This window comes from Xylanimonas allomyrinae (assembly GCF_004135345.1).
GTDB lineage: Bacteria > Actinomycetota > Actinomycetes > Actinomycetales > Cellulomonadaceae > Xylanimonas > Xylanimonas allomyrinae.
The window spans coordinates 1,465,824-1,485,578 of sequence record NZ_CP035495.1 but is presented as its reverse complement, the minus strand read 5'-3'; the positions used below and the strand labels follow the sequence as shown (position 1 = coordinate 1,485,578).

The 19,755-nt window shown below is 72.6% G+C and carries 15 protein-coding genes and 2 pseudogenes; 7 read left to right on the top strand and 10 right to left on the bottom strand.

Annotation, left to right across the window (positions count from 1 at the left end; all coding sequences use genetic code 11):
* Position 1 precedes the first annotated feature (1 nt).
* The 3 genes from ET495_RS06850 to ET495_RS17585 are packed head-to-tail and all read left to right on the top strand — an operon-like array spanning position 2 to position 1,781.
* On the top strand, positions 2-688 hold the full coding sequence (locus ET495_RS06850; protein ID WP_129203696.1) for an ABC transporter ATP-binding protein: 687 nt from the start codon (positions 2-4) through the stop codon (positions 686-688).
* Positions 688-1,563 (top strand): hypothetical protein, encoded by an 876-nt coding sequence (locus ET495_RS06845; RefSeq protein ID WP_129203694.1) that lies wholly within the window; start codon positions 688-690, stop codon positions 1,561-1,563. Before ET495_RS06850 ends, ET495_RS06845 begins: the two co-directional genes overlap by 1 nt.
* Positions 1,542-1,781, top strand: coding sequence for a hypothetical protein (locus ET495_RS17585; RefSeq protein ID WP_162616389.1), 240 nt, complete (start codon positions 1,542-1,544; stop codon positions 1,779-1,781). The genes ET495_RS06845 and ET495_RS17585 overlap by 22 nt, the downstream gene beginning before the upstream one ends.
* A 305-nt stretch (positions 1,782-2,086) precedes the next feature.
* Here ET495_RS17585 and ET495_RS06835 read toward each other — a convergent pair whose 3' ends face one another.
* Positions 2,087-4,399 (bottom strand): transglycosylase domain-containing protein, encoded by a 2,313-nt coding sequence (locus tag ET495_RS06835; RefSeq protein WP_129203690.1) that lies wholly within the window; start codon positions 4,397-4,399, stop codon positions 2,087-2,089.
* Positions 4,400-4,545: 146 nt separating this feature from the next.
* Here ET495_RS06835 and ET495_RS06830 point away from each other — a divergent pair, with 146 nt between their 5' ends.
* Positions 4,546-5,874 (top strand): deoxyguanosinetriphosphate triphosphohydrolase, encoded by a 1,329-nt coding sequence (locus ET495_RS06830; RefSeq protein WP_245993354.1) that lies wholly within the window; start codon positions 4,546-4,548, stop codon positions 5,872-5,874.
* Positions 5,862-7,787 carry a DNA primase gene (dnaG, locus tag ET495_RS06825; protein ID WP_129203686.1) on the top strand — a complete coding sequence of 642 codons (1,926 nt, stop codon included), beginning with the start codon at positions 5,862-5,864 and terminating at the stop codon, positions 7,785-7,787. The genes ET495_RS06830 and dnaG overlap by 13 nt, the downstream gene beginning before the upstream one ends.
* 14 nt (positions 7,788-7,801) lie before the next feature.
* On the opposite strand, the gene ET495_RS06820 is transcribed toward dnaG, so the two are convergent.
* The 7 genes and pseudogenes from ET495_RS06820 to ET495_RS06795 all read right to left on the bottom strand — a co-directional run bounded on the left by ET495_RS06820 (position 7,802) and on the right by ET495_RS06795 (position 14,401).
* Complete coding sequence (locus ET495_RS06820; RefSeq protein ID WP_129203684.1) at positions 7,802-9,109, bottom strand: FUSC family protein; 1,308 nt, start codon at positions 9,107-9,109, stop codon at positions 7,802-7,804.
* Positions 9,110-9,160: 51 nt separating this feature from the next.
* Entirely contained in the window at positions 9,161-10,630 is a 1,470-nt protein-coding gene (locus ET495_RS06815; protein ID WP_245993353.1) for an MFS transporter, read from the bottom strand.
* 376 nt (positions 10,631-11,006) lie between these two features.
* Positions 11,007-11,057, bottom strand: a pseudogene (locus tag ET495_RS19380) (hypothetical protein); the annotation flags it as partial.
* 113 nt (positions 11,058-11,170) lie between these two features.
* A pseudogene (locus ET495_RS19375) lies at positions 11,171-11,434 on the bottom strand (ATP-binding cassette domain-containing protein); the annotation flags it as partial.
* Positions 11,431-12,048 (bottom strand): iron chelate uptake ABC transporter family permease subunit, encoded by a 618-nt coding sequence (locus ET495_RS18070; RefSeq protein WP_211340927.1) that lies wholly within the window; start codon positions 12,046-12,048, stop codon positions 11,431-11,433. The gene ET495_RS18070 and the pseudogene ET495_RS19375, both read right to left, overlap by 4 nt.
* Positions 12,049-12,384: 336 nt before the next feature.
* A complete protein-coding gene (locus tag ET495_RS06800) occupies positions 12,385-13,335 on the bottom strand; it encodes an iron chelate uptake ABC transporter family permease subunit (RefSeq protein ID WP_129203682.1) in 951 nt (316 codons plus the stop codon).
* Position 13,336: 1 nt separating this feature from the next.
* Positions 13,337-14,401: a siderophore ABC transporter substrate-binding protein gene (locus ET495_RS06795; RefSeq protein ID WP_162616388.1), complete on the bottom strand. Its 1,065-nt coding sequence runs from the start codon at positions 14,399-14,401 to the stop codon at positions 13,337-13,339.
* A gap of 140 nt (positions 14,402-14,541) precedes the next feature.
* Between ET495_RS06795 and ET495_RS06790 the strand changes: the two genes are divergently transcribed.
* Entirely contained in the window at positions 14,542-15,456 is a 915-nt protein-coding gene (locus ET495_RS06790) for an EamA family transporter (RefSeq protein ID WP_129203678.1), read from the top strand.
* A 754-nt stretch (positions 15,457-16,210) separates the two neighbouring features.
* The gene (locus tag ET495_RS06785; RefSeq protein WP_129203676.1) at positions 16,211-16,495 is read left to right on the top strand and encodes a hypothetical protein; all 285 of its coding nucleotides are present in this window, start codon (positions 16,211-16,213) and stop codon (positions 16,493-16,495) included.
* 388 nt (positions 16,496-16,883) lie between these two features.
* Here ET495_RS06785 and ET495_RS06780 read toward each other — a convergent pair whose 3' ends face one another.
* Positions 16,884-17,921 (bottom strand): hypothetical protein, encoded by a 1,038-nt coding sequence (locus ET495_RS06780; protein ID WP_162616387.1) that lies wholly within the window; start codon positions 17,919-17,921, stop codon positions 16,884-16,886.
* Between the two features lie 1,064 nt (positions 17,922-18,985).
* Positions 18,986-19,753 carry a MerR family transcriptional regulator gene (locus tag ET495_RS06770; protein WP_129203672.1) on the bottom strand — a complete coding sequence of 256 codons (768 nt, stop codon included), beginning with the start codon at positions 19,751-19,753 and terminating at the stop codon, positions 18,986-18,988.
* Positions 19,754-19,755 lie beyond the last annotated feature (2 nt).

The window sequence follows — 19,755 nt, the reverse complement described above, 5'->3', positions numbered from 1 at the left end:
CGTGCGACTCGTTGCCCAGGCCGTCACCGTCACCTTCCCCGGCCGGGCCACCCCCGTGCTGAACCGGGCCGACTTCCACGCCCGCCAGGGCGAGACGGTCGCGATCCTGGGCCCGTCCGGGTCCGGGAAGTCCACCCTGCTGTCCGTCCTGGGCGGGCTCGCGACCCCCTCGACCGGCGCCGTGTTCGTCACCGACGACGCCGGGGCACCCACCACCATGCCCCTCGCAAAGGCGTCCGCGTGGATTCTGCAGACCACGAACGTGCTCCCGGAACGCACCGCCCTCGACAACGTCGCGATCGCCGCCGAGCTCGCCGGCCTCGACCGGGCCGCCGCCCTCGACCGGGCCGCCCACGCCCTGGCCGTCGTCGGGCTGGGAACCCGGATGCGCGCCCGCACCCGGGTCCTGTCCGGCGGGGAGGTCCAGCGCGTCGTGACCGCCCGCGCCCTGGTCGCCGGCCGGCCCTTCATCCTCGCCGACGAACCCACCGGACAGCTCGACCGTACCTCGACCGACACCGTCCTCGACGCCCTCTTCGACGGCGTCCGCACCACCACGCCCACCAACCCCGCGACCGCCCCCGCAGGCCTCACCGCCCGCGGCTTGGTCGTCGTCACCCACGACCCCGTCGTTGCCCAGCGCTGCGACCGCGTCGTCCACATCGACGACGGACGGGTGGTGACCTGATGCGCGCCACCCGGCACGCGTTCGGCGAGGCCGGACGCAACACCCTCGCCGCACCGTTCCTCTACGGCGCCCTGCTGATCGCGGTGGCCCTCGTGACCGCTGCCGCAGCCTTCGCCGACCTCACCGCCATCGCACGTGTTGTCGCGGCCGAACGCGCCTTCCTCGACGCCGGCGGAGAGATCGTGCGCGCCACCCACACCGACGGCCGCATCGACGCCCGCGCCTGCGCGGCCATCGCGGACATCGAAGGCGTCACCGCCGCGTCCGCCGTCACCACCCACCAGGCACGCCTCGCCGGGCGCCCCGGACACCCGCAGAACGTCATGACCGCCACCCCCGGCCTCGAAGACGTCATCGACGCCCCCACCCTGCAACCAGGCCAGATCCTCACCTCCGTGCGCGCGCTCGACCGCTGGTCCTGGCAGACCGGCACCCAGATCCAGCTCCTCCCCGCACACCACGGCATGGCATCCGAGCTCTGGGAACCACCCGCCGAACTGCTCACCACCGCCGGCACCGCGAACCTCGGCCGGCTCGGCGACGGCGCCGACAGCACCCTGATCATCCCCGCCGCCCCATCGGCACCGCCGACGAATGCATCGTGCGCGCGCAGCCCGCAGCGTTGGATACTGTCACCGCCGTCCTGCCCGCACTCCTCGGCGAGACCGAACCCGCAGACGTCACCGTCCAACGCCAGGTCCCCGTCGGCGAGTTCGGCCCCGACCCCGCCCGCGAGTTCGCCAGCCGTCCCACCCGCCACGCCAGCCTCGCCGCCGGAGCCGCCGCCGGGCTCCTGCTCGCCTTCATCACCTGGACCAGACGGCAGCGATCAGCCCTCTACGCCACCCTCGGCATGCCCTGGCCCGCAGGCGTGACCCTGCGCGCCCTCGAAGCCGCCATCCCCATCGTCGTCGGCACCGCCTGGGGCACCCTGTGGGCCGCCCTCGCCGCCCACGCCCTGCCCCTACCCGCCAGCACCATCCTGCGAACCGCTACTGCACACGGCCTCGCCTCCGCGGCCACCGCCCTGGCCCTCATCACCCTCACCAGCCTCTGGCGCCCACCCACGCTCCAAGCCCTCAAAGACCGCTGACAGACCCACCCCGACGCCCACGGCACGCTCGGGCCGACCACCCCGGTCGAGTACGAGGACGCCCACGACGCTGCGCTCAGCCAGCAGGTTCCAACCGCATGCCGATCTGGCACAACGACACCATCGGAGCCAACACCCGCCGCAGCCTCACCGCCTACGACCACTGACCCCTTGGAATCACTCATCTAGCGGGAGCGCGCCTGGGAACGTGCCCGGCCGGGAGCGATGTCTGGCCCGGAGAACGCGCCGCGCCCTGGGCCGTGGCCGTGGGTACGACACGACCGCCGGCCCGCCGCCGCGGGCGCTCACTCCGCAGGGGTTGCAGGCTCCTCGTCGGCCGCAGGGGCCGCGGGCGGGTCGGCGGGGGCCGGGCCGGCCGGGAGCGACGGGTCGGCAGGCTGCTCGGCCGGGGCCTGCTGCTGCGGGGGCCGCGGGGCCGGGCGGGGCGTGCCGACGAGCGACGGGTCGGGGGCCGGGAACGGGACGATCGGCTGGTCGGCCAGGGCGCGGTCCATGAACGACTGCCACATGGGCGCCGCGACCGTCGAGCCGAACAGGGTGCGGATGAACCGCCCGTTGAGCGTGATGTTGAAGTTCGTCGTCTCGCCCGAGGCCTCGCCCACCCAGGCCGCCGTCGCGAGCTGCGGGGTGTAGCCGACGAACCACGTCTGCGACGAGCCCTGCGTGGTGCCCGTCTTGCCGGCCGACACGCGTCCGCCGGCGAGCCGGCTGGCCCGGGCGGTCCCGTCGGTCATCACGTGCTCCAGCGCATGCGTGACGGTCGCCGCGACCTCGGGCGACAGGGCACCCGGTGTGCAGCGCGACGCCGGCACCGGCAGGTCCGCACCGTCGGGACCCACCACGCGTGTGATCGCGACGGGCTCGCAGTGCGTGCCACCGGCCGCGAGCGTCGCGTACGCGGCCGCGAGGTCGAGCGGAGACGTCGACTGCGTGCCCATGATCATCGCCGGGGTGATCTCGATGTCCGCGGGCGCCGGGTCGAAGAGCGTGACCGCGCCGCCCGCACCGGGGCGCGTCGTCGGGCGGAAGCCCATGTCCCACATGGTGTCGCGCAGCCCGCACAGGTCGAGCTGCGTCGACATCGTCGCGTACGCGGTGTTGACCGACGCGTACGTGGCACGCAGCACCGAGATGTTGCCGTGCAGGCGGCCCTCCGCGTTCGCCGGACCCCACGGGCGCCCGCCGAGCTGCGTGCACGAGGCGTTCCAGGCGCTCATCGGGCGGACCACGCGTGCCGCGTTGACCGTGTCGTGCAGCGTGCCGCCTTGCTGGAGCCACTCGGCGAGCAGGAACGGCTTGAACGTCGACCCCGACTGGAACCCGCGCGACGACCCGTGCGCGGGGCCGGCGGAGAAGTTGACGGCCGTCGTGCCCGGAGCCGGGTCGAGCGCGGCGTCGAACGGCGTGTTCTGCGCCATCGCGCGGATCTTGCCCGTGCCGGGCTCCACGGCCACGATCGCCGCCTCGAGCCCCGCCGAGTTGCCCGCCGGGACGTGCGCGAGGACCTCCTCGGCCGCCGCGGCCTGCATGTCGACGTCGAGCGTCGTCGTGATCCGCAGACCGCCCCGGTGCAGCAGGTCGAGACGGTCGGCCTGCGTCTCGCCGAACTCGGGGCTGTTGCGGATCGTGGCGACGACGAAGTCGCAGAAGAACGCCGCACCGCCCGCAGCCTGGCACCCCACGGGCACCGGCGTGACGTCGAGCGTGTCCTCCAGGGGAGTGGTGCGCGCCTCGTCGTGCTCCTCGGTGGTGAGGAACCCCTGCGCCCACATGCGGCCCAGCACGATGTTGCGCCGCTGCTCCGACAGGCGCGGGTCGACCGTCGGATCGAACCGGCTGGGGGCGTTCGTGATGCCCGCGATGGTCGCGGCCTGGACCGGGGTGAGCTCGGCCGCCGTCGTGTTGAAGAAGAAGCGTGCCGCGGTCTCGACGCCGAAGATGCTGCGCCGCCCGAACTGCGCGATGTTGAGATAGCCCTCGAGGATCTCCTCCTTCGACAGCGTGTTCTCGAGCTCGATCGCCAGCCGTGCCTCGCGCGCCTTGCGCGCCAGGCTCTCCTCGCGCGCCGCGTCGACGCCGTCGCGGTCCCCGGCCTGGTAGGCCACGTCGATCAGCACGTTCTTGACGTACTGCTGCGTGATCGTCGAGCCGCCCTGCGTGGGGCGGCCCAGCACGTTGTTGGCCGCCGCGCGCACGAGCGCCCGCGGGTCGACCCCGCCGTGCTCGAAGAACCGCTCGTCCTCGATCGCGACGACGGCGTTGCGCATGTGCGGCGAGATCTCGTCGAGCGGCACGACGATGCGGTTCTGGGCGAAGAACGTCGCCAGGTGCTGGCCGTCGGCCGCGTACACCGTGGACGCCTGCGCGAGCGGCGTGCGCTCCAGCACCGACGGCACCTCGTCGAAGACGGCCATCGACGTGTCGGTCACGTTGCGCGCGCCGTGCGCGACAGGCAGCAGCAGGCCGGCCGCGAGCACGCCGCCCGCACCCGCGACGAGCACGAACGCGAGCAGGAGGGCCACCATCTGGGTGGCCGAGATGCGGCGCGCGAACCGCCCCGGCGCAGGGGAGGACGCGTCGGAAGGCGGGAGGGGCATGCGACCACGCTACGGTCGCGACCCGAGCCGTCTGCCCCGCGGACGCGAATCGAGGCCGAGGCTGTCCGACCCGCGCCTGTCCGACCCGAGCGTCCCTCCTGGCGCACGGGCACGCCACGGGCCTTCGCGCCCGTAGCATGACGTCCGTGCAGACGTTCGAGCAGGGCGCGTTCGACCCCGACGTCGTCGGCGGCGTTCCGCGTCCGGCCGAGGGCGAGGAGGCCACGCGCGCCTACGGCGACGCCGACGTCGAGCGGTACGTCAAGGAGCCGCCCAAGCAGAAGTCGCGCACCCCGTTCGAGCGCGACCGCGCACGCGTCGTCCACTCCTCGGCCATGCGCCGGCTCGGCGCCAAGACGCAGGTGCTCACGCCCGGCACCGACGACTTCGTCCGCACCCGCCTGACCCACTCGCTCGAGGTTGCGCAGATCGGGCGCGAGATGGGCCGCGCCCTGGGCTGCGACCCCGACCTGGTCGATACCGCCTGCCTCACGCACGACCTCGGGCACCCGCCGTTCGGGCACAACGGGGAGCGGGCGCTCGCGGCCGTCGCGGCGGGCATCGGCGGCTTCGAGGGCAACGCCCAGACGCTGCGCCTGCTCGCGCGCCTCGAGCCCAAGGTCGAGGGCGCCGGGCTCAACCTCACGCGCGCCTCGCTCGACGCCTCGGTCAAGTACCCGTGGGCGCTGGGCGCGGGCCCGCGTCGTCCGGACGGGACGGCGACGCCCAAGTTCGGCGTCTACCCCGACGACGAGCCTGTGTTCACCTGGCTGCGGCAGGGTGCGCCCGCGGGCGTGCGCTCGATCGAGGCGCAGGTCATGGACCTGGCCGACGACATCGCCTACTCGGTGCACGACGTGGAGGACGCCGTCGTCGGTGGCCGCCTCGACCTGGGGCTGCTGGAGTCGGCCGACGAGCGGGCCCGGGTCGTCAAGGCCGTGCAGGACTGGTACGGCGGCTGGCACACCGCGGACGCGATCGAGGCCGCGCTCGCGCGGCTGCGCGAGTCGGGGCTGCTCGTGACCGACGTCGACGGCTCGCGCCGGGGCCTGGCCCGGCTCAAGGACCTCACCAGCTCGCTCATCGGGCGCTTCAGCGGGTCCGCGCAGGCGGCGACGCGCGCCGCGTACGGCCCGGGTCCGCACACGCGCTACTCGGCTCGTCTTGTGGTGCCCGACGAGACGGCGCTGGAGATCCTCGCGCTCAAGGGCGTGGCCGTCGCCTACGTCATGGCGCCGCGTGAGCAGGAGCCGGTCTACCTTGCCCAGCGGGAGATCGTCGCCGACCTGGTCGCGGTGCTCGCCGACCGTGCCCCGGTCGCGCTCGAGCCCGCGTTCGCGGCCGACTGGGTCGCAGCCGCCGACGACGACGCCCGGCTGCGCGTCGTCGTCGACCAGGTCGCCTCGCTCACCGACGTGTCGGCCATGCAGTGGCACGCCCGCATCGTGGGGGGTGCACGCACATGGCCGGCCTGATCAAGCGTGAGGACGTCGAGGCGGTCCGCGAGCGCGCGCGCATCGAGGAGATCGTCTCGGCGCACGTCACGCTCAAACCGGCCGGGGTCGGCTCGCTCAAGGGGCTGTGCCCGTTCCACGACGAGCGATCGCCGTCGTTCCACGTGCGGCCCGGCGTCGGGCGTTACCACTGCTTCGGGTGCGGCGAGTCGGGCGACGTCATCGCCTATGTGCAGAAGACCGACGGGCTGAGCTTCACCGAGGCGGTCGAGTACCTGGCCGACCGGGTGGGCGTGCAGCTGCGCTACGAGGACGCGCGCGGCGGCGGGGCGTCGGGTCCGGCGCGCCGCGAGGAGCCGGGCCGCCGCCAGCGGCTGCTCGAGGCTCACCGTGTCGCGGCCGAGTTCTACGCCGAGCAGCTCGTCGGGCCGGGCGCCGCCGCGGGGCGCAAGTTCCTGGCCGAGCGCAGCTTCGACCGCGCCGACGCCGAGCGGTTCGGTGTCGGGTACGCGCCCACCGGGTGGGACGCGCTCATGCGTCACCTTCAGGGCAAGGGGTACACGCAGGCCGAGCTTCTCGCCGCCGGGCTCGTCTCGCAGGGGCAGCGTGGCATCTACGACAGGTTCCGGGGGCGCCTGGTGTGGCCGATCAGGGACACGACGGGCGCCGTCGTCGGCTTCGGCGCGCGGCGCCTGTACGACGAGGACCAGGGGCCGAAGTACCTCAACACGCCCGAGACCGTGCTCTACAAGAAGTCGCAGGTGCTGTACGGGATCGACCTGGCGAAGAAGGCGATCGCGCAGTCCCGGCGCGTCGTGGTGGTCGAGGGGTACACCGACGTCATGGCCGCGCACCTGAGCGGGGTCGAGGTCGCGGTGGCGACCTGCGGGACCGCCTTCGGCGCCGACCACGCCAAGGTGGTGCGGCGCCTGCTGGGCGACTTCGCGGGCGGCGGCGGGCTCCAGCTCGCGTCGGGGGCCTCGCTCGGCGGGGAGATCATCTTCACGTTCGACGGCGACGCCGCGGGCCAGAAGGCGGCCGTGCGTGCCTTCGGCGAGGATCAGCGGTTCCACGCCCAGACGTTCGTGGCCGTCGCCGACGGCGGGATGGACCCGTGCGAGCTGCGGCTGGCGCGCGGGCCGCAGGCGGTGCGGGCCCTGGTCGACTCGCGCGTGCCGCTGTTCGAGTTCGTGATCCGCAAGGGCGTCGAGGGGCACGACCTCGACACGGTCGAGGGGCGCGTCGGCGCGCTGCGCGAGGCCGCGCCGCTGGTGGCCGGCATCCGCGACCGGGCGATGCAGCTCGGCTACACGCGTTCGCTCGCGCGGTGGATCGGCATCGACCCGGAGGACGTGCGGCGCGAGGTCGCGCGCGCGGCGGAGCGCCCGGCGTCGGTGCCGCGGCGCCCGGTGCCGCCGGGGGAGACAGGGGAGGCGCCTGCGCCGCGCACCCTGCCCTTGCCGGACCCGCGCGACCCGGTGGCCCGCACCGAGCGCATGGCCCTGGTCGCCGCGTTGCAGTACCCGCAGCACGTCCCGCCGGCGTTCGACACGCTCGACCAGGACGCGTTCGGGGCTCCGGCGTGGCGGGCCGTGCACGCGGCCATCCGCGCGGCGGGCGGCGTGGCCGTGGGCCGCACGCTCTCGGGGGCGGCCTGGGTCGGTGCGGTCGCCCAGCAGGCGGGCGAGACGGTGGCGGGGCTCGTCGACGAGCTCGCCGTCGCGCCGCTGCCCGAGGATCGCGAGGACGCCATCGGGCGGTTCGTCGTAGACGTGGTGCGCGCGCTGCTCGACCTGGGTCTCACGCGGCGCATCGCCGACGCCAAGAGCCGGCTGCTGCGCCTCGACCCGGACGCCGACGCCGCGGGCCACCGCGACGCGCTCCAGGCGGTGCTGGCGATGGAGGAGGAACGCCGGGCGCTGCGCGGCGCCTGACGGCGGGGCGCGGCTCAGACCCGATGCCGCCGGTACCGGTGCACGAGCAGGACGGCGAGCAGCCCGGCGCCCGCGCCGAGCGCGGTGTCGAGTGCACGGTCGCGGGCGAGCGACGCCGGGTCGGCGCTCTGGCCGAGCGTCGTCATGAGCAGCGCCATCGGTGCGATGGTCACCTGGGCCAGCCCGTAGTTGCGGCCGACCACCACCTCGGTCGTGACCGACAGCACGACGACGGTCGCCGCCGTCGCCCAGAAGCCCAGGTGCAGCGACAGCAGCGGGTAGGCGAGGAGCAGGGCACCCGCGGCCGTGCCTGCGGCGCGCTGCACCGCCCGGACGGCCGCGTGCCGCGCGCTCGCGCCCTGGAGCACGGCGGTCGACCCCATGACCGCCCAGGAGGCGTGCCCCAGACCGAGCGCGGTGGCGACGGTCGCCGCCGCCGCCCCGCCCGTCAGGACGCGCGCCGCCGCGAGCCGCCAGCGCGGGCCGCGCAGGGCTTCGCGCAACTGGGCGCCCAGCGGGTGGCGTGGCGGGAGCGTGACCTCGGTGGACGTGGCGTCGAGGGCGGTCACCAGCGCGTGGACGCTGTGCGCGAGCGCCAGCGCCGTCGGGCGGGTGCGGCGCCAGGACGCGTCGTCGGCCAGCGCCTCGCGTGCCGCGGCGATCCGGGCCCGTGCGACGGCGTGGCGTCGGGGGCCGGGGTCGCGCAGCGCGGCGCGGACGGCGGTCGCTGCGCGCCGCACCGCGAGTCGGGCGGGCGCCGTGGGGTGCAGGAGGGCGCCCGTCATGCACACGACCCACGCGAGCAGCGCGCCGCCTGTCCCGGCGAGGGTGCGCGGCAGCACGTCGGCGAGCGTGGGGGCACCGCTCATCCCGGCGCCCGCGCAGAAGATGAGCATGGTGGCGCCCGGCGCTCCCATGCGCAGCAGCAGCACGAGCGCCGTCGCCGCTGCGGCGAGCGCCGCCATCAGGGCGAAGCCGACGGCGGCGGGGGCGCCCAGGGCCGTGACGAGGCTGAACACGGCGATGGTGGCGACGAGCACGCCTGCGACCCAGGTGAGCAGGACGCCGCGGCGGCGGTACGGGTCGTCGCGGCAGTAGAGCGAGGTCAGCGCGCCGAGGGCCGCGAACGCGGACGCCTCGCGGTGCCCGGCGAGGGCGGGGAGCGCGATCGCCAGGCCCGAGGCGAGGCCGACGCGCAGTGCGGGTGCGACGGTGCCGCGCAGGCGCGCGACCTGGAGGGAGTCGCGGACGACGTCGCGGTGGAGGACTTCGCGCGCGGCGGCGCGCAGGGGATCGGCAGCGAGGGGGAGGGAGAGAGACATGCTTGCCTCAGTCTACCGTTGCGGCCCGCCGACCGGTCGGCGCGCGGGACCTCAGGCGGCCGGCTCCAGCGACGACGCCTCGGCCTCGACGCGAGCCCGCCGCTCGGCCGCCTCCTGCCGGTCGGGCGGCATGAGCGTCGTGGAGACGAACAGCAGCACGGCGACGACGGCGAGCGCCCCGAACACCAGGTGCATGGCGGGGAGGATTCCCGGCCCGTGCGGTGTGCCGTCCGGGCCGAGCGTCGTGTTGGCGTTGACGATCGCGCCCAGCACGGCGACGCCCAGGGCCGAGCCGATGGACCGCGCGAACATGTTCGTGCCGGTGACGGCCCCGCGCTCGGTGGCCCCGGCCGAGGCCTGCGCGGCGATCAGGGTCGGCACCGCCGTCAGGCCCATGCCCGCGCCCACCACGAAGCAGAACACCCCGGCGAGCACGAGCGGCGTCGCCCCCGCGAGCAGCAGCATGAGGAGGCTTCCGACGACGACGAGCGACGAGCCGATGACGGCGGTGAGCCGGAACCCGATCCGCAGGTAGAGCCGCCCGGCGTTGGCCGCCGAGATCGGCCAGCCGAGCGTGAGCGCGGCGAGGGCGAAGCCCGCCAGCAGCGCACCGAAGCCCAGCACCTCTTGCGCGTAGATGGGCACGTACGTCGACAGGCCCACGACGACGACGCCGACCAGCAGGGACACGGTCGCGGACGCGCCGACGACGCGGCGGCGCAGCACCGCCAGGTCCACGATGGGGTGGCGGGTGCGGCGGCTGTGGGCCAGGAAGGCGACCAGCAGCACGACGGCGGTGGCCAGCACCGTGATCGTGGGTGCCGAGACCCATGCCCAGCGGGTGCCGCCCTGCAGCAGCCCGAGCAGCAGCAGCGTGCTGCCCGCGGTCAGCAGCGCCGCGCCGGGGTAGTCGATGGGCTCGCGTCGCGTGACCTGGTGCGACTCCTTGTAGCGCAGCGCGAGCATGAGCGCGGCGAGCACGGCGAGCGGCAGGTTGACCCAGAAGATCCACCGCCAGGACACGAACTGGCTGAACACGCCGCCGAGCGTCGGCCCGACGACCGACGAGATCCCCCAGACCGACGCGAGGTACCCCTGCGTCTTGGCCCGCTCCTCCAGCGTGTACAGGTCGCTCGTGATGGTCATGGACACGGGCATGACGGCCCCGGCGCCCAGGCCCTGGACCGCGCGCCCGGCGATGAGCACGCCCATGGTCGGCGCGGCGCCGGCGAGCACCGACCCGGCGAAGAACAGCCCGATGCCGACGAGCATGAGGCGCTTGCGCCCGACGATGTCCGCGAGCCTGCCGTAGACCGGGGTGCTGACGGCCTGGGCGAGCAGGTAGGTCGAGAACAGCCACGGGAGCTGGTCGAACCGGCCCAGCTCGCGGGCGATGGTCGACGACGCGGTGGCGATGATCGTCGCGTCGAGAGCGACGAGCGCCGTCGAGAGCATGAGGGACAGCAGGATCGGGCCGCGCTCGGAGCGCAGGCCGACGGAGTTCGCACGCGGGGTGGGCACGCATGGTGCAAGCCCCGGGCAACCGTGTCGTATTCCCGGCGTCCCGCCGGGTGTCACCGCCAGAGCACGACGGGCTGGTTCTCCACGTGGATGACGCGCACGGGGTCTCGTAGAGCGCGTGCAGGACGGCGTCGGTCACGACCTCGCGCACGGGCCCGTGGGCGGTGACGGCGCCGTCGCGCATCGCGACGACGGTGTCGGCGAACTGTGCGGCGACGTTGATGTCGTGCATGACGACGACGATGCGCGTGCCCCGCTCGTCGACGAGGGTGCGCAGCAGCTTCATGAGGCCGACCGCGTGCCGGGGGTCGAGGTTGTTGAGCGGCTCGTCGAGCAGGAGGTAGTCGGCGTCCTGGGCCATCGCCATGGCGACGAAGGCGCGCTGGCGCTGACCGCCGGACAGCTCGTCGAGGAACCTGTGGCGCAGCCCGTCCAGCTCGAGCAGCTCGAGCGCGCCTTCGACGTGCGGGCGGTCCTGCGCGGACCGGCCGTGCCCGCCGTGGGGAAGCGGCCGAACGCGACGAGGTCCTCGACGGTCAGCCGGATCGGCAGGTGGTTCTCCTGCCGCAGCACGGCCAGCCGGCGGGCGAGCATCTTGGACTTGGTGGTGGCGACGTCGAGCCCGCCGACGACGACGCGCCCGGCGTCCATGCGGGTCAGGCGCCCGATCGTGGCCAGGAGGGTCGACTTGCCGGCGCCGTTGGGCCCGATGATGGCCGTCAGGCCGTCGTCGAGGCGCACGCTGACGTCGTCGACGGCGAGCACGCTGCCGTGCCGTTTGGTGACGGATGCTGTCTGGATCATCGGGCCCTTCCGGTCAGGACGAAGAGGATGAACACCGCGCCGCCGACGAACTCGATGACGATGGGCAGCTCGGTGCCGAAGCCGAGCAGGCGGGTCAGCACGAGCTGGCCGCCGACGAGCGTGATGACGCCCAGCAGGATCGCGGCGGGCACCGAGTGCCGGTGCCGGTGCCCGACCAGGCCGTAGGCGACGTTCGCGACGAGCAGCCCGAAGAACGTGACGGGACCGACGAGCGCGGTCGAGGCGGCCACGAGCAGGGCGACGACGACCACGACGTGCATGGTGACGCGCCGGTGCTCGACGCCGAGCCCGACCGCGGGCACCTCGCCCAGCGTCATGACGTCGAGCGAGCGGCGCACGGGCACGAGCGAGGCCAGGGCGGGGACCACGACGAGCGCGGTCGGCGCGAGCAGGTCGGCGTCGACGGCGGTGAACGACGCGAACGCGAGGTTCTGCACGACGGCGAACGTGTCGGGGTCCAGCAGGCGTTGCAGGAACGCGGTGAGCGAGCGGAACAGCGTGCCGAGCACGATCCCGGCGAGCACGATGACGGGCAGGTCCAGGCGCCGCCGCACGAACAGCCACCAGTACAGCCCGAGCACGAACCCGGCCATGAGCACCAGCTCGGTGAGCCAGGTGGCGAACCCGGGGCGGCCGCGAGGAACACCGGCCCCAGCACGAAGGCCGCGAACGTCTGGATCATGAGGAACACGGCGTCGAAGCCCATCACGCCGGGGGTCAGGACCCGGTTGGCGGTGATGGTCTGGAACAGGACGGTCGCGGCGCCGATGGCGGTGGCCGCCAGGACCATGCCGGCCACGGTCGAGGCGCGCAGCCGCAGCGCGAACTCCCATCGTGAGGGCAGGCCGGTCGCCACGTAGGCGACCACGCAGGCGAGCGCGACGACCGCCAGGAGCACGAGGGTGATGCCGCGGGCGCGGCCGACGCGGTCACGCATGGCCGGCCTGTCGCCGGGTCGCGGGCCCGAGCAGCAGCCACAGGAACATGGCCGCGCCGAGCACGCCGACGACGACGCCGATGGGGATCTCGTACGGGAACCGCACGACTCGCCCGATGACGTCGCAGCCCAGCACGACGGCCGCGCCGAGCAGCCCCACGAGCGGCACGGCCGAACGCATGTTGTCGCCGATGAGCCTGCTGACGACGTTGGGTGCGACGAGCCCGAGGAACGGGATCGCCCCGGTCGTGACCGTGGTGACGCCGGTGACGGCGGCGACGATCACGACGCCGAGCACCATGACCCAGCGCACGTCGACGCCGAGGCCCGTGGCCGTGTCCTCGCCCAGGCCCGCGAGCGTGAACAGGTCGGCGGCGACCCAGGCGACGGCGGCGGCCGCGGCGGCGAGCCAGAGCATCTCGTACCGCGTGCGCAGCACGCCCGAGAAGTCGCCCATCGCCCAGCTCCCGAGCTCCTGCAGCAGCCCGGTGCGGTAGGCGATGAAGGCGGTGACGGAGCCGACGACGCCCGCGTACATGATCCCGACGACGGGCACGAGCACGCTCGACGGCGACGGGATGCGCCGCACGAGCGCCAGGAACCCGGTGACGCCGGCGACGGCGCCGACCGTGGTGACGCACGCCTTGGCCCACAGCGGCAGCCCGGGGGAGATGAGCAGCACGAGCAGCAGCGCGAGGGCGGCGCCGTCGGCGGCTCCCGTCGTCGACGGCTCGACGAACCTGTTGCGGGTCAGCAGTTGCATGACCAGGCCGGTGACGGCGAGCGCGAAGCCCGTCAGCACGAGGGCGATGGTGCGCGGGATGCGGCTCTCCCACAGCACGAACAGGTCGAGGTCGGCCACTCCGACGAGGGTGGAGGCGACCGCGAGCGTGGCGACGAGCGCCACGCCCGCGGTCGCACCGAGGGTGGTACGAGAGGTCATCTCAGGCGCTGAACGCGGTCTTGACCTCGCCGAGGACGGTCTCGATCGACGTCAGGCCGTTGGTGAGGATGTACAGCTCGGTGGGGCTGAGGTAGACGATCTGGCTCTTCTGGGCGGCCGTCGTCCTGCCGACCAGCTCGTTGTCGAGCACCTCCTGCGCGGCCTCGTTGCTCTGGCCGGTGGCTGCGCCGCGGTCGAAGACGATCAGCCAGTCCGGGTTGGCCTGGTACAGGTACTCGTTGGAGACGCCGTCGCCGTGCGAGCCGCCCTCGGCTGCCGGCAGGTCGGCCTGGGCGACTGCCGGCGTGAGGCCGAGCTCGTCGAAGAAGTACCCGAAGCGGGAACCCTCGGCGTAGGCGCCGTACTCGCCGCCGGTCACCTGGAGCACCAGGGCGGAGCCCGCCTTTTCCGTGAGCGGCTTGATCTGCGCGATCGTGGCCTCGATCGCCTCGGCCTTCGCGGCGGCGACGTCCTGCTTGCCGAAGATCTCGCCGAGCTGGGCGGCCCGTTCGAGCGCGGTGGCCGGGTCGAACCCGCCGCCGGGCGCGCCGCTGAGGTCGATCGTCGTGGCGAGCTGCGACAGGGCGTCGTACTGGCCCGTGGAGCGGGCGCCGGTGATGATCAGGTCGGGGTCGATCTCGCTGATGGCTTCCAGGTCGGGCTCGAACAGCGTGCCCACGGCGGGCAGGTCGGCGTACTCGGACAGGTAGTCGGGCAGGGTCAGCCCGCCCGGGAGGGCGACGACGGCGTCGCCCGCGCCGAGCGCGTCGATCGTGTCGAGCGCCGACAGGTCGAAGGGGATGACGGCCTTCGGCTGGAACGGGACCTCGACGCTGCCGCGCGCGACGGCGTCGTCCTCGACGGTGACGGTCTCGCCGCGACGCTCGGCGGTGGTGAGGGTGGGCTTGGCGTTCGCGACCGTGACCGTCGTGGGCGCGGGCGAGGAGGCGCCCGCCTCGTCGTCGGCGCTGCCGCTCGAGCACGCGGCGAGGCTCAGGACGAGGCTCGCGGTGACGGCGACGAGGGAGGCCGGGCGGGCCGAGGGGTGCGTTCGGGTAGTTCTCATCGTTCGCATGGCGTCACCTCAGCACAAGTGGCTTAGGTTTGGCAAACCTAAGTAAGCCAACCCTCAGTCGGTACCGTTTGCGGCGTTCGCGCTGGTGGACGGCCTCGCACCCTGGCCACGGCACCCGCTACGGTGCCCCGGTGCCCACCCCACCCGGCCGCCGCGCCGCGACGCGCGCGGCCGGCCTCGTCCTCATCGGGTCCGCAGGCATCCAGACGTCGTCGGCGCTGTCGGCCACCCTCTTCGACTCCCTCGGCTCGGCGCCCGTCAGCGCGCTGCGCATGGCCATGGCCGCCGTCGTGCTGCTCGCGGCGTTCCGCCCGCGCCTGGGCGGGCGCACACGCCCACAGTGGACGGGCATCGTCGTGTACGGCGCCGCGATGGCGCTGATGAACCTGTCGCTCTACGCCGCGATCGAACGCATCCCGCTGGGCGTGGCCGTCACCCTCGACTTCCTCGGCCCGTGCGTCGTGGCGCTGCTCGGCTCGCGGCGCGTGCGCGAAGGGCTCGGCGCGCTGGTCGCCCTGGGCGGTGTCGCACTCATCTCGGCCGGCCCGGGCGGCTACTTCGACCTCGCCGGATACCTGTTCGGCCTCGGCGCCGGGGCGGCCTTCGCGGTCTACACCATCTGCGCCGACACGGTGGGCAAGTCCGACGCCGGTCTCGGCGACCTGGCCCTGTCCGTGACGGTCGCCGCAGTGGTCACACTGCCCGTGTCCCTCACGCACGCCGCAGCCGTGACCTCGCCCCAGTGGGGCGTCCTCGCCGTCTCCGCCGTCGTGGGCGTCGTCGTGCCCTACACCGTCGACACCGTCGCCGGTCGCATCACCTCGGCGCGCGTCATCGGCACGCTTTTCGCGATCGACCCCGCGATGGGTGCGCTGCTCGGCTGGCTCCTGCTCGGTGAGGCGCTCACGCCCTCCGCGACCACCGGCATCGTGCTCGTGTCGGCGGCGGGAGCACTCGTCGTCTGGGCAGCAGGACGGTCGGACGAGCGGGACCCCGCCGCCCGCGTGCCCGGGCCGCCGCCGCACGTGGGCACGCACGACTCCTGACCCGTTCCTAGGATTCCGCGAGACCTGGCCCAAGGGCGCGGCGCTGGGCTCTTCCCCCTATGGCAGCACCCGCAGCGCGGCCCGGTCCCGCGCGCAGCATCCGCTCGTGCCCGATCCCGAAGACCCTGTCCGTGACAGCCGCCCGGCAGGCCATCTTCTCGCGGTCGTCGCAGCGGTGGTGGTAAGGCCGTGGCATTCCAGCCATCGCGCGGCGCAGACTGATCGGCGGGTGTTTCGCGGCTCTTCAGGTACGCACTCACAACGGTGAGTGAAATCCCAGGTGGGCGAGCCGTGCTCTTTCCAGGAAGCATTCCTGGAGAACTGAAGCGCCATCCTGCCCCGGGCCGACCCGGTCACGGGTTACTGCCTCGCTACCTTCTCTTGAGGCGGCGGGGCATCGGCCCCTGCGACCACCAACGGCGGAGGAGGCGCGATCGGGGCCGAAGGCATCCTCGACGCGGGTCTGCAGGTCGCGGTCAGGCTTCTGTCGAAGACACGTGCGCAGTGCTCGAAGTCCGCCGCCACGGGGACAGAGGCGCGCCTCGCGACGAAGCCACCCCTGTGCCCGAAGCGCCAGACCCTGCTGGGTCGAGACAGCGGGTGCCCGCAGCGCAGCGCCTCGGTCGCATGACCCGGAGCGCGGCGGGTGGCCCACCCAACCCGCAGGTCCGCCGGGGAGTGCACCCGCCCGAGCTCCGTATCGGCAGCACGGTTCGAACGAGTCGGCTGAGGGCCGACGACGAAAAGGAGAGTCATGAGCACCACGTATCGACGCCGGCTCATCGCGGCGGGAACTTGTGTGACATTGGCGCTGGCTATCGGCGCCTGCTCGAGCGCCAACGAGCGGAAGTACGACATCGCGCCGATATTTCCGCTCTCCGCAGACAAGTGCGAGAAGTACAACGGCGAGACGGAGGGGGAGGGTCGAATGGCCCACTGCTGGGTGTCTCTCGACGACTGCAGACGCGCAGCAGTCGACTGGGCGGCGGCGATGAAGAAGTCCGGCGTTGATGACGCCATTCTGTTCTCCTGCGAATGAGCCAGGCGGCGCACGGGTCGCAGGTTGCTGCGTCGAGCGTCGAAGGTCACTTGCCCTTGCCCCTGCCTGCTGCCCTGACGGTCGGGCGGAGCGCATGCACGTCGGGCGATGAGTCGGGTGGTGCGCGTTCGGATCGGGCAGACGCAACGCTCTGCGTGGGCGCGTCGTGAGAGGGCATATCGCTCACACCTCCTTGGTGGGCTGGTTGCTCGTGCGCGGGCGGGCGATTGGCGAGCGAGTCGGTGGACCCGACGTAGTCGGAGTCGAAGTCGTCGGATTTTGCAGGCTGGTGCGTTGACGCGGGCTCACACGCAGAAACCCCCGCCACAGCGTCGCGAGGACGTTGTGGCGGGGGCCTGTGCGGCTTACGGAAGCCGTATTGACGAGGTCACATCCTGACGCATTCCATGCCGCATCCGTCGACCCCGTCGTCATAGCCGTTGTGAGGCGGCGGTGTGATTTTCGGAGTGGTCTTCGGGGTGTTCGGCTCGCTTGGCTTTACCGATGAACTGCGGCTGGAGCCCTTCGACGAACCGCCAGAGGAGCTGGACGAGCCGTTGCTGGAGCCGGTCGATGACGAACTGCTCTGCGCCTTGTTCTGCGCAGCAGCCTTCTGTTCGGCAGCGATGCGAGCGGCCTCGGCGTCGGCGGTCTTCTTCGCCTCGACAGAGTCGTTCACGGTGGCGACTGCACCCTCAAGAGCCTGCTGGGTGGCGGCAAAGTCCGCTGCGGCCTTGGTCAGCGCGTCGACCGACGTGCCGTCGACGGCCGCACCCGACAGTGCGTTGGCGGTGTCGATGGCGGCCTGAAGGCCCTGGCGGGTCGCGTTGTCGGCGACCTGGCCGTCCGTGCCGGCAAGCGTCTGCGTGGCTGAGGCGATCACGCTGTCGAGTGCCGTCTTCGCGGCGTCGGACGCGGTCGTCGCATTGTCGAGCAGGAGCTGCTGGTGCGAGGCGAGAGCCGCCTCGTTCGCAGCCTTGAGCTTGGTGTCGCGGCTGTTGATGTCGGCGAGGGTCTTCTTGGCGTCAGCGAGGATCGCCTGGGCCTCCTCGAGGGTAGAGCCGTCCTCGACGGGGACGATAACGATATCGAGGGCTTTGGTCGACTTCTCGATCTCGAACGCCAGGTCGGCGGCCTTGACCGTGTCTGCGATCGAGTGCTCGACCGTCGCCTCGGTCTTCTTCGCGGTGTCCAGGTCGGCGCGGATCGTCTTCTGCGTGGCCCTTGTCTGGTTGGCGACATCGACCACGGAGGCGGCGACGGCGTCGATCTTGTGCTGGGTGTGGATCTTGTTGTAGGCGATGGTGCCAACGGCGCCGAGTGCGAGCACGGCGACGACGATGGCCGCGATGATCGCGTTGCGCTTGGTGTTGTTGTGAGTATCGGGCGTGGCAACTGCCACAACCTCGGTGGTGGTGTCGGTCATGAGTTGTTCCTGGGTTTCTGGTTTCCGGTCGGTCATGGACGGACCGGGATTGTGGGTTGGTGGGATCGAATAGGCCTCCGAGTGCACGAGATGATTTGGGGAAACCTCTCAGAGGGTCAACCCTCAAGCGTGAGAGGTGACAATGCAACGGTGTCGCGATATTCGGTTGTAGTGGTCATGCATAGATGACCTCGGGTCATCTGGTTTCTGGCGTGATGTCACAAGCGCGGCTCCCCGAGTGCTGCCAGGGGAGTCTTACTCCCGCCTGACCGCATCTGCATGGGGTGTGGCGTGGAGTGCCGCTCGTGTCACGGGTGAATCGGTTGTTCAGTCGGTGCAGCCGAGCGAGCGTCGTCATGCACTCTGCATCTCTGCGTGCGCCAGTCGTGCCTCGCTGCGCACGAGCATCGTCTGACGTTCGTGCCGGTCGGGGTTGGGCACTGCTCGTCATCGCGCAAGTGGTTCCGTGAGGGGAACCTGCCGGTGCCAGCGGGACAAACCGAGCAGGCCAGGCGGCACGACCACCAAGGCTTCTCGCTCGCGTGTCACCGCACAGCCGAGGGCGCACGACGCCGCAGGCCCACCGGGATAGAACACACGCCAGCGCCGTCAACACCGTTCGGACAGCAGAGCACCGAGAAGTCCCCGGACCCACTCACGCTCACTTCTCAGGAACGGTCTACGAGGCGGTCGCGCATCGTCAGGCGCCGCGGGGTGGTGCGGGCCGAGGGGTGCCCGACGAGCCGAACGCCGAGTCGTGGATCGATCTGGTCGCCCGCGACGACGAGCGGGCTCTGGGGCTGTACCGGCTCGCGCCGCGCACGGGCCGTACCCACCTGCTCCGGCCGCACATGGCCTCGCTCGGCCTGCCGCTGCTGCACGACCCTCCTGGCCCGAGCTGCGGGCGGACGCCCCCGACAACCCGGACCGGTCGCTGCAGCTCCTGGCGCGGTCGCTGGCGTTCGACGACCCATTCACCGGCGAGGGCCGCGCTTTCGACTCGCGGCGCTTGCCGGCGGCGAGGGGTCAGGCCTGACGGCGCGGTCCTCCGTTGCCCCCGACGGTCAGGGGCTGTACCTCAGACGGCGCACGGCATAGGCCCGGATCGCCGCGGCCAACCACGAGGGGAGATCGGGGTCGTCGACACCGACGACGGCTCGCTGCGAGGGATCGGACTCGATCAGGTCGGCAAGTGCGTGATAGGCCGCAGGGCTCGCGGGCCACGTGGCGCAGACGGCGTCGTAGTGCTCGGAGACGAGGTCGAGCGCTGAGGGCGACGTCGGTTCCAGGTGCGCGCGGCGTGCCCGGGAAAGCCGGTTGTAGAGGTTCCGGGCCCGGGATGCGGCCTCGTCGTAGTCGTCCCTGGTCCAGTGCGCCGGCCACGCGTCGGCCGTGGGTAGGACGCGGGTCGCCGCCTCCCCGAAATTCTCCCGCAGCGTGGCGGCGAGCTGCGCCCGTCCTTCCTGCAGACCACGGAAGAACTCCTCGTCGGGCAGACTGCGACCACCTTCGAGGTCGTCGAGGGTCCGACCGATCGTGACCGCGATCGCGTCGAGACGGTCGCGTTCAGCCGTCACGAGCTGGCTGTGGCGCCGCAGCGCGGCGATCTCGTCGTCTTCTCCGGTCAATATCGCCTTGATCTGCGAGAGCGGGACGTCGAGGTCGCGCAGTAGCAGGATCCGTTGGAGCCGACGGAGCTGGGTCCGGCTGTACCAGCGGTACCCGTTCGCAGAGACCTCGGCCGGTGCGAGCAGTCCGATCTCGTCGTAGTGCCGCAGAGTCCGGGCCGAGACGCCGGACATCTTGGCGACCTTGCTGATCGAGTACCGCACGG

Bases quoted from the DNA above. Each gene is read 5' to 3' on its own strand.
- ET495_RS06845 (WP_129203694.1), top strand. From the start codon at position 688: ATGCGCGCCACCCGGCACGCGTTCGGCGAGGCCGGACGCAACACCCTC.
- ET495_RS17585 (WP_162616389.1), top strand. From the start codon at position 1,542: ATGCCCTGGCCCGCAGGCGTGACCCTGCGCGCCCTCGAAGCCGCCATC.
- ET495_RS06835 (WP_129203690.1), bottom strand. From the start codon at position 4,399: ATGCCCCTCCCGCCTTCCGACGCGTCCTCCCCTGCGCCGGGGCGGTTC.
- dnaG (WP_129203686.1), top strand. From the start codon at position 5,862: ATGGCCGGCCTGATCAAGCGTGAGGACGTCGAGGCGGTCCGCGAGCGC.
- ET495_RS06820 (WP_129203684.1), bottom strand. From the start codon at position 9,109: ATGTCTCTCTCCCTCCCCCTCGCTGCCGATCCCCTGCGCGCCGCCGCG.
- ET495_RS18070 (WP_211340927.1), bottom strand. From the start codon at position 12,048: ATGGCCGGGTTCGTGCTCGGGCTGTACTGGTGGCTGTTCGTGCGGCGG.
- ET495_RS06800 (WP_129203682.1), bottom strand. From the start codon at position 13,335: ATGACCTCTCGTACCACCCTCGGTGCGACCGCGGGCGTGGCGCTCGTC.
- ET495_RS06795 (WP_162616388.1), bottom strand. From the start codon at position 14,401: ATGAGAACTACCCGAACGCACCCCTCGGCCCGCCCGGCCTCCCTCGTC.
- ET495_RS06785 (WP_129203676.1), top strand. From the start codon at position 16,211: ATGAGCACCACGTATCGACGCCGGCTCATCGCGGCGGGAACTTGTGTG.
- ET495_RS06780 (WP_162616387.1), bottom strand. From the start codon at position 17,921: ATGACCGACACCACCACCGAGGTTGTGGCAGTTGCCACGCCCGATACT.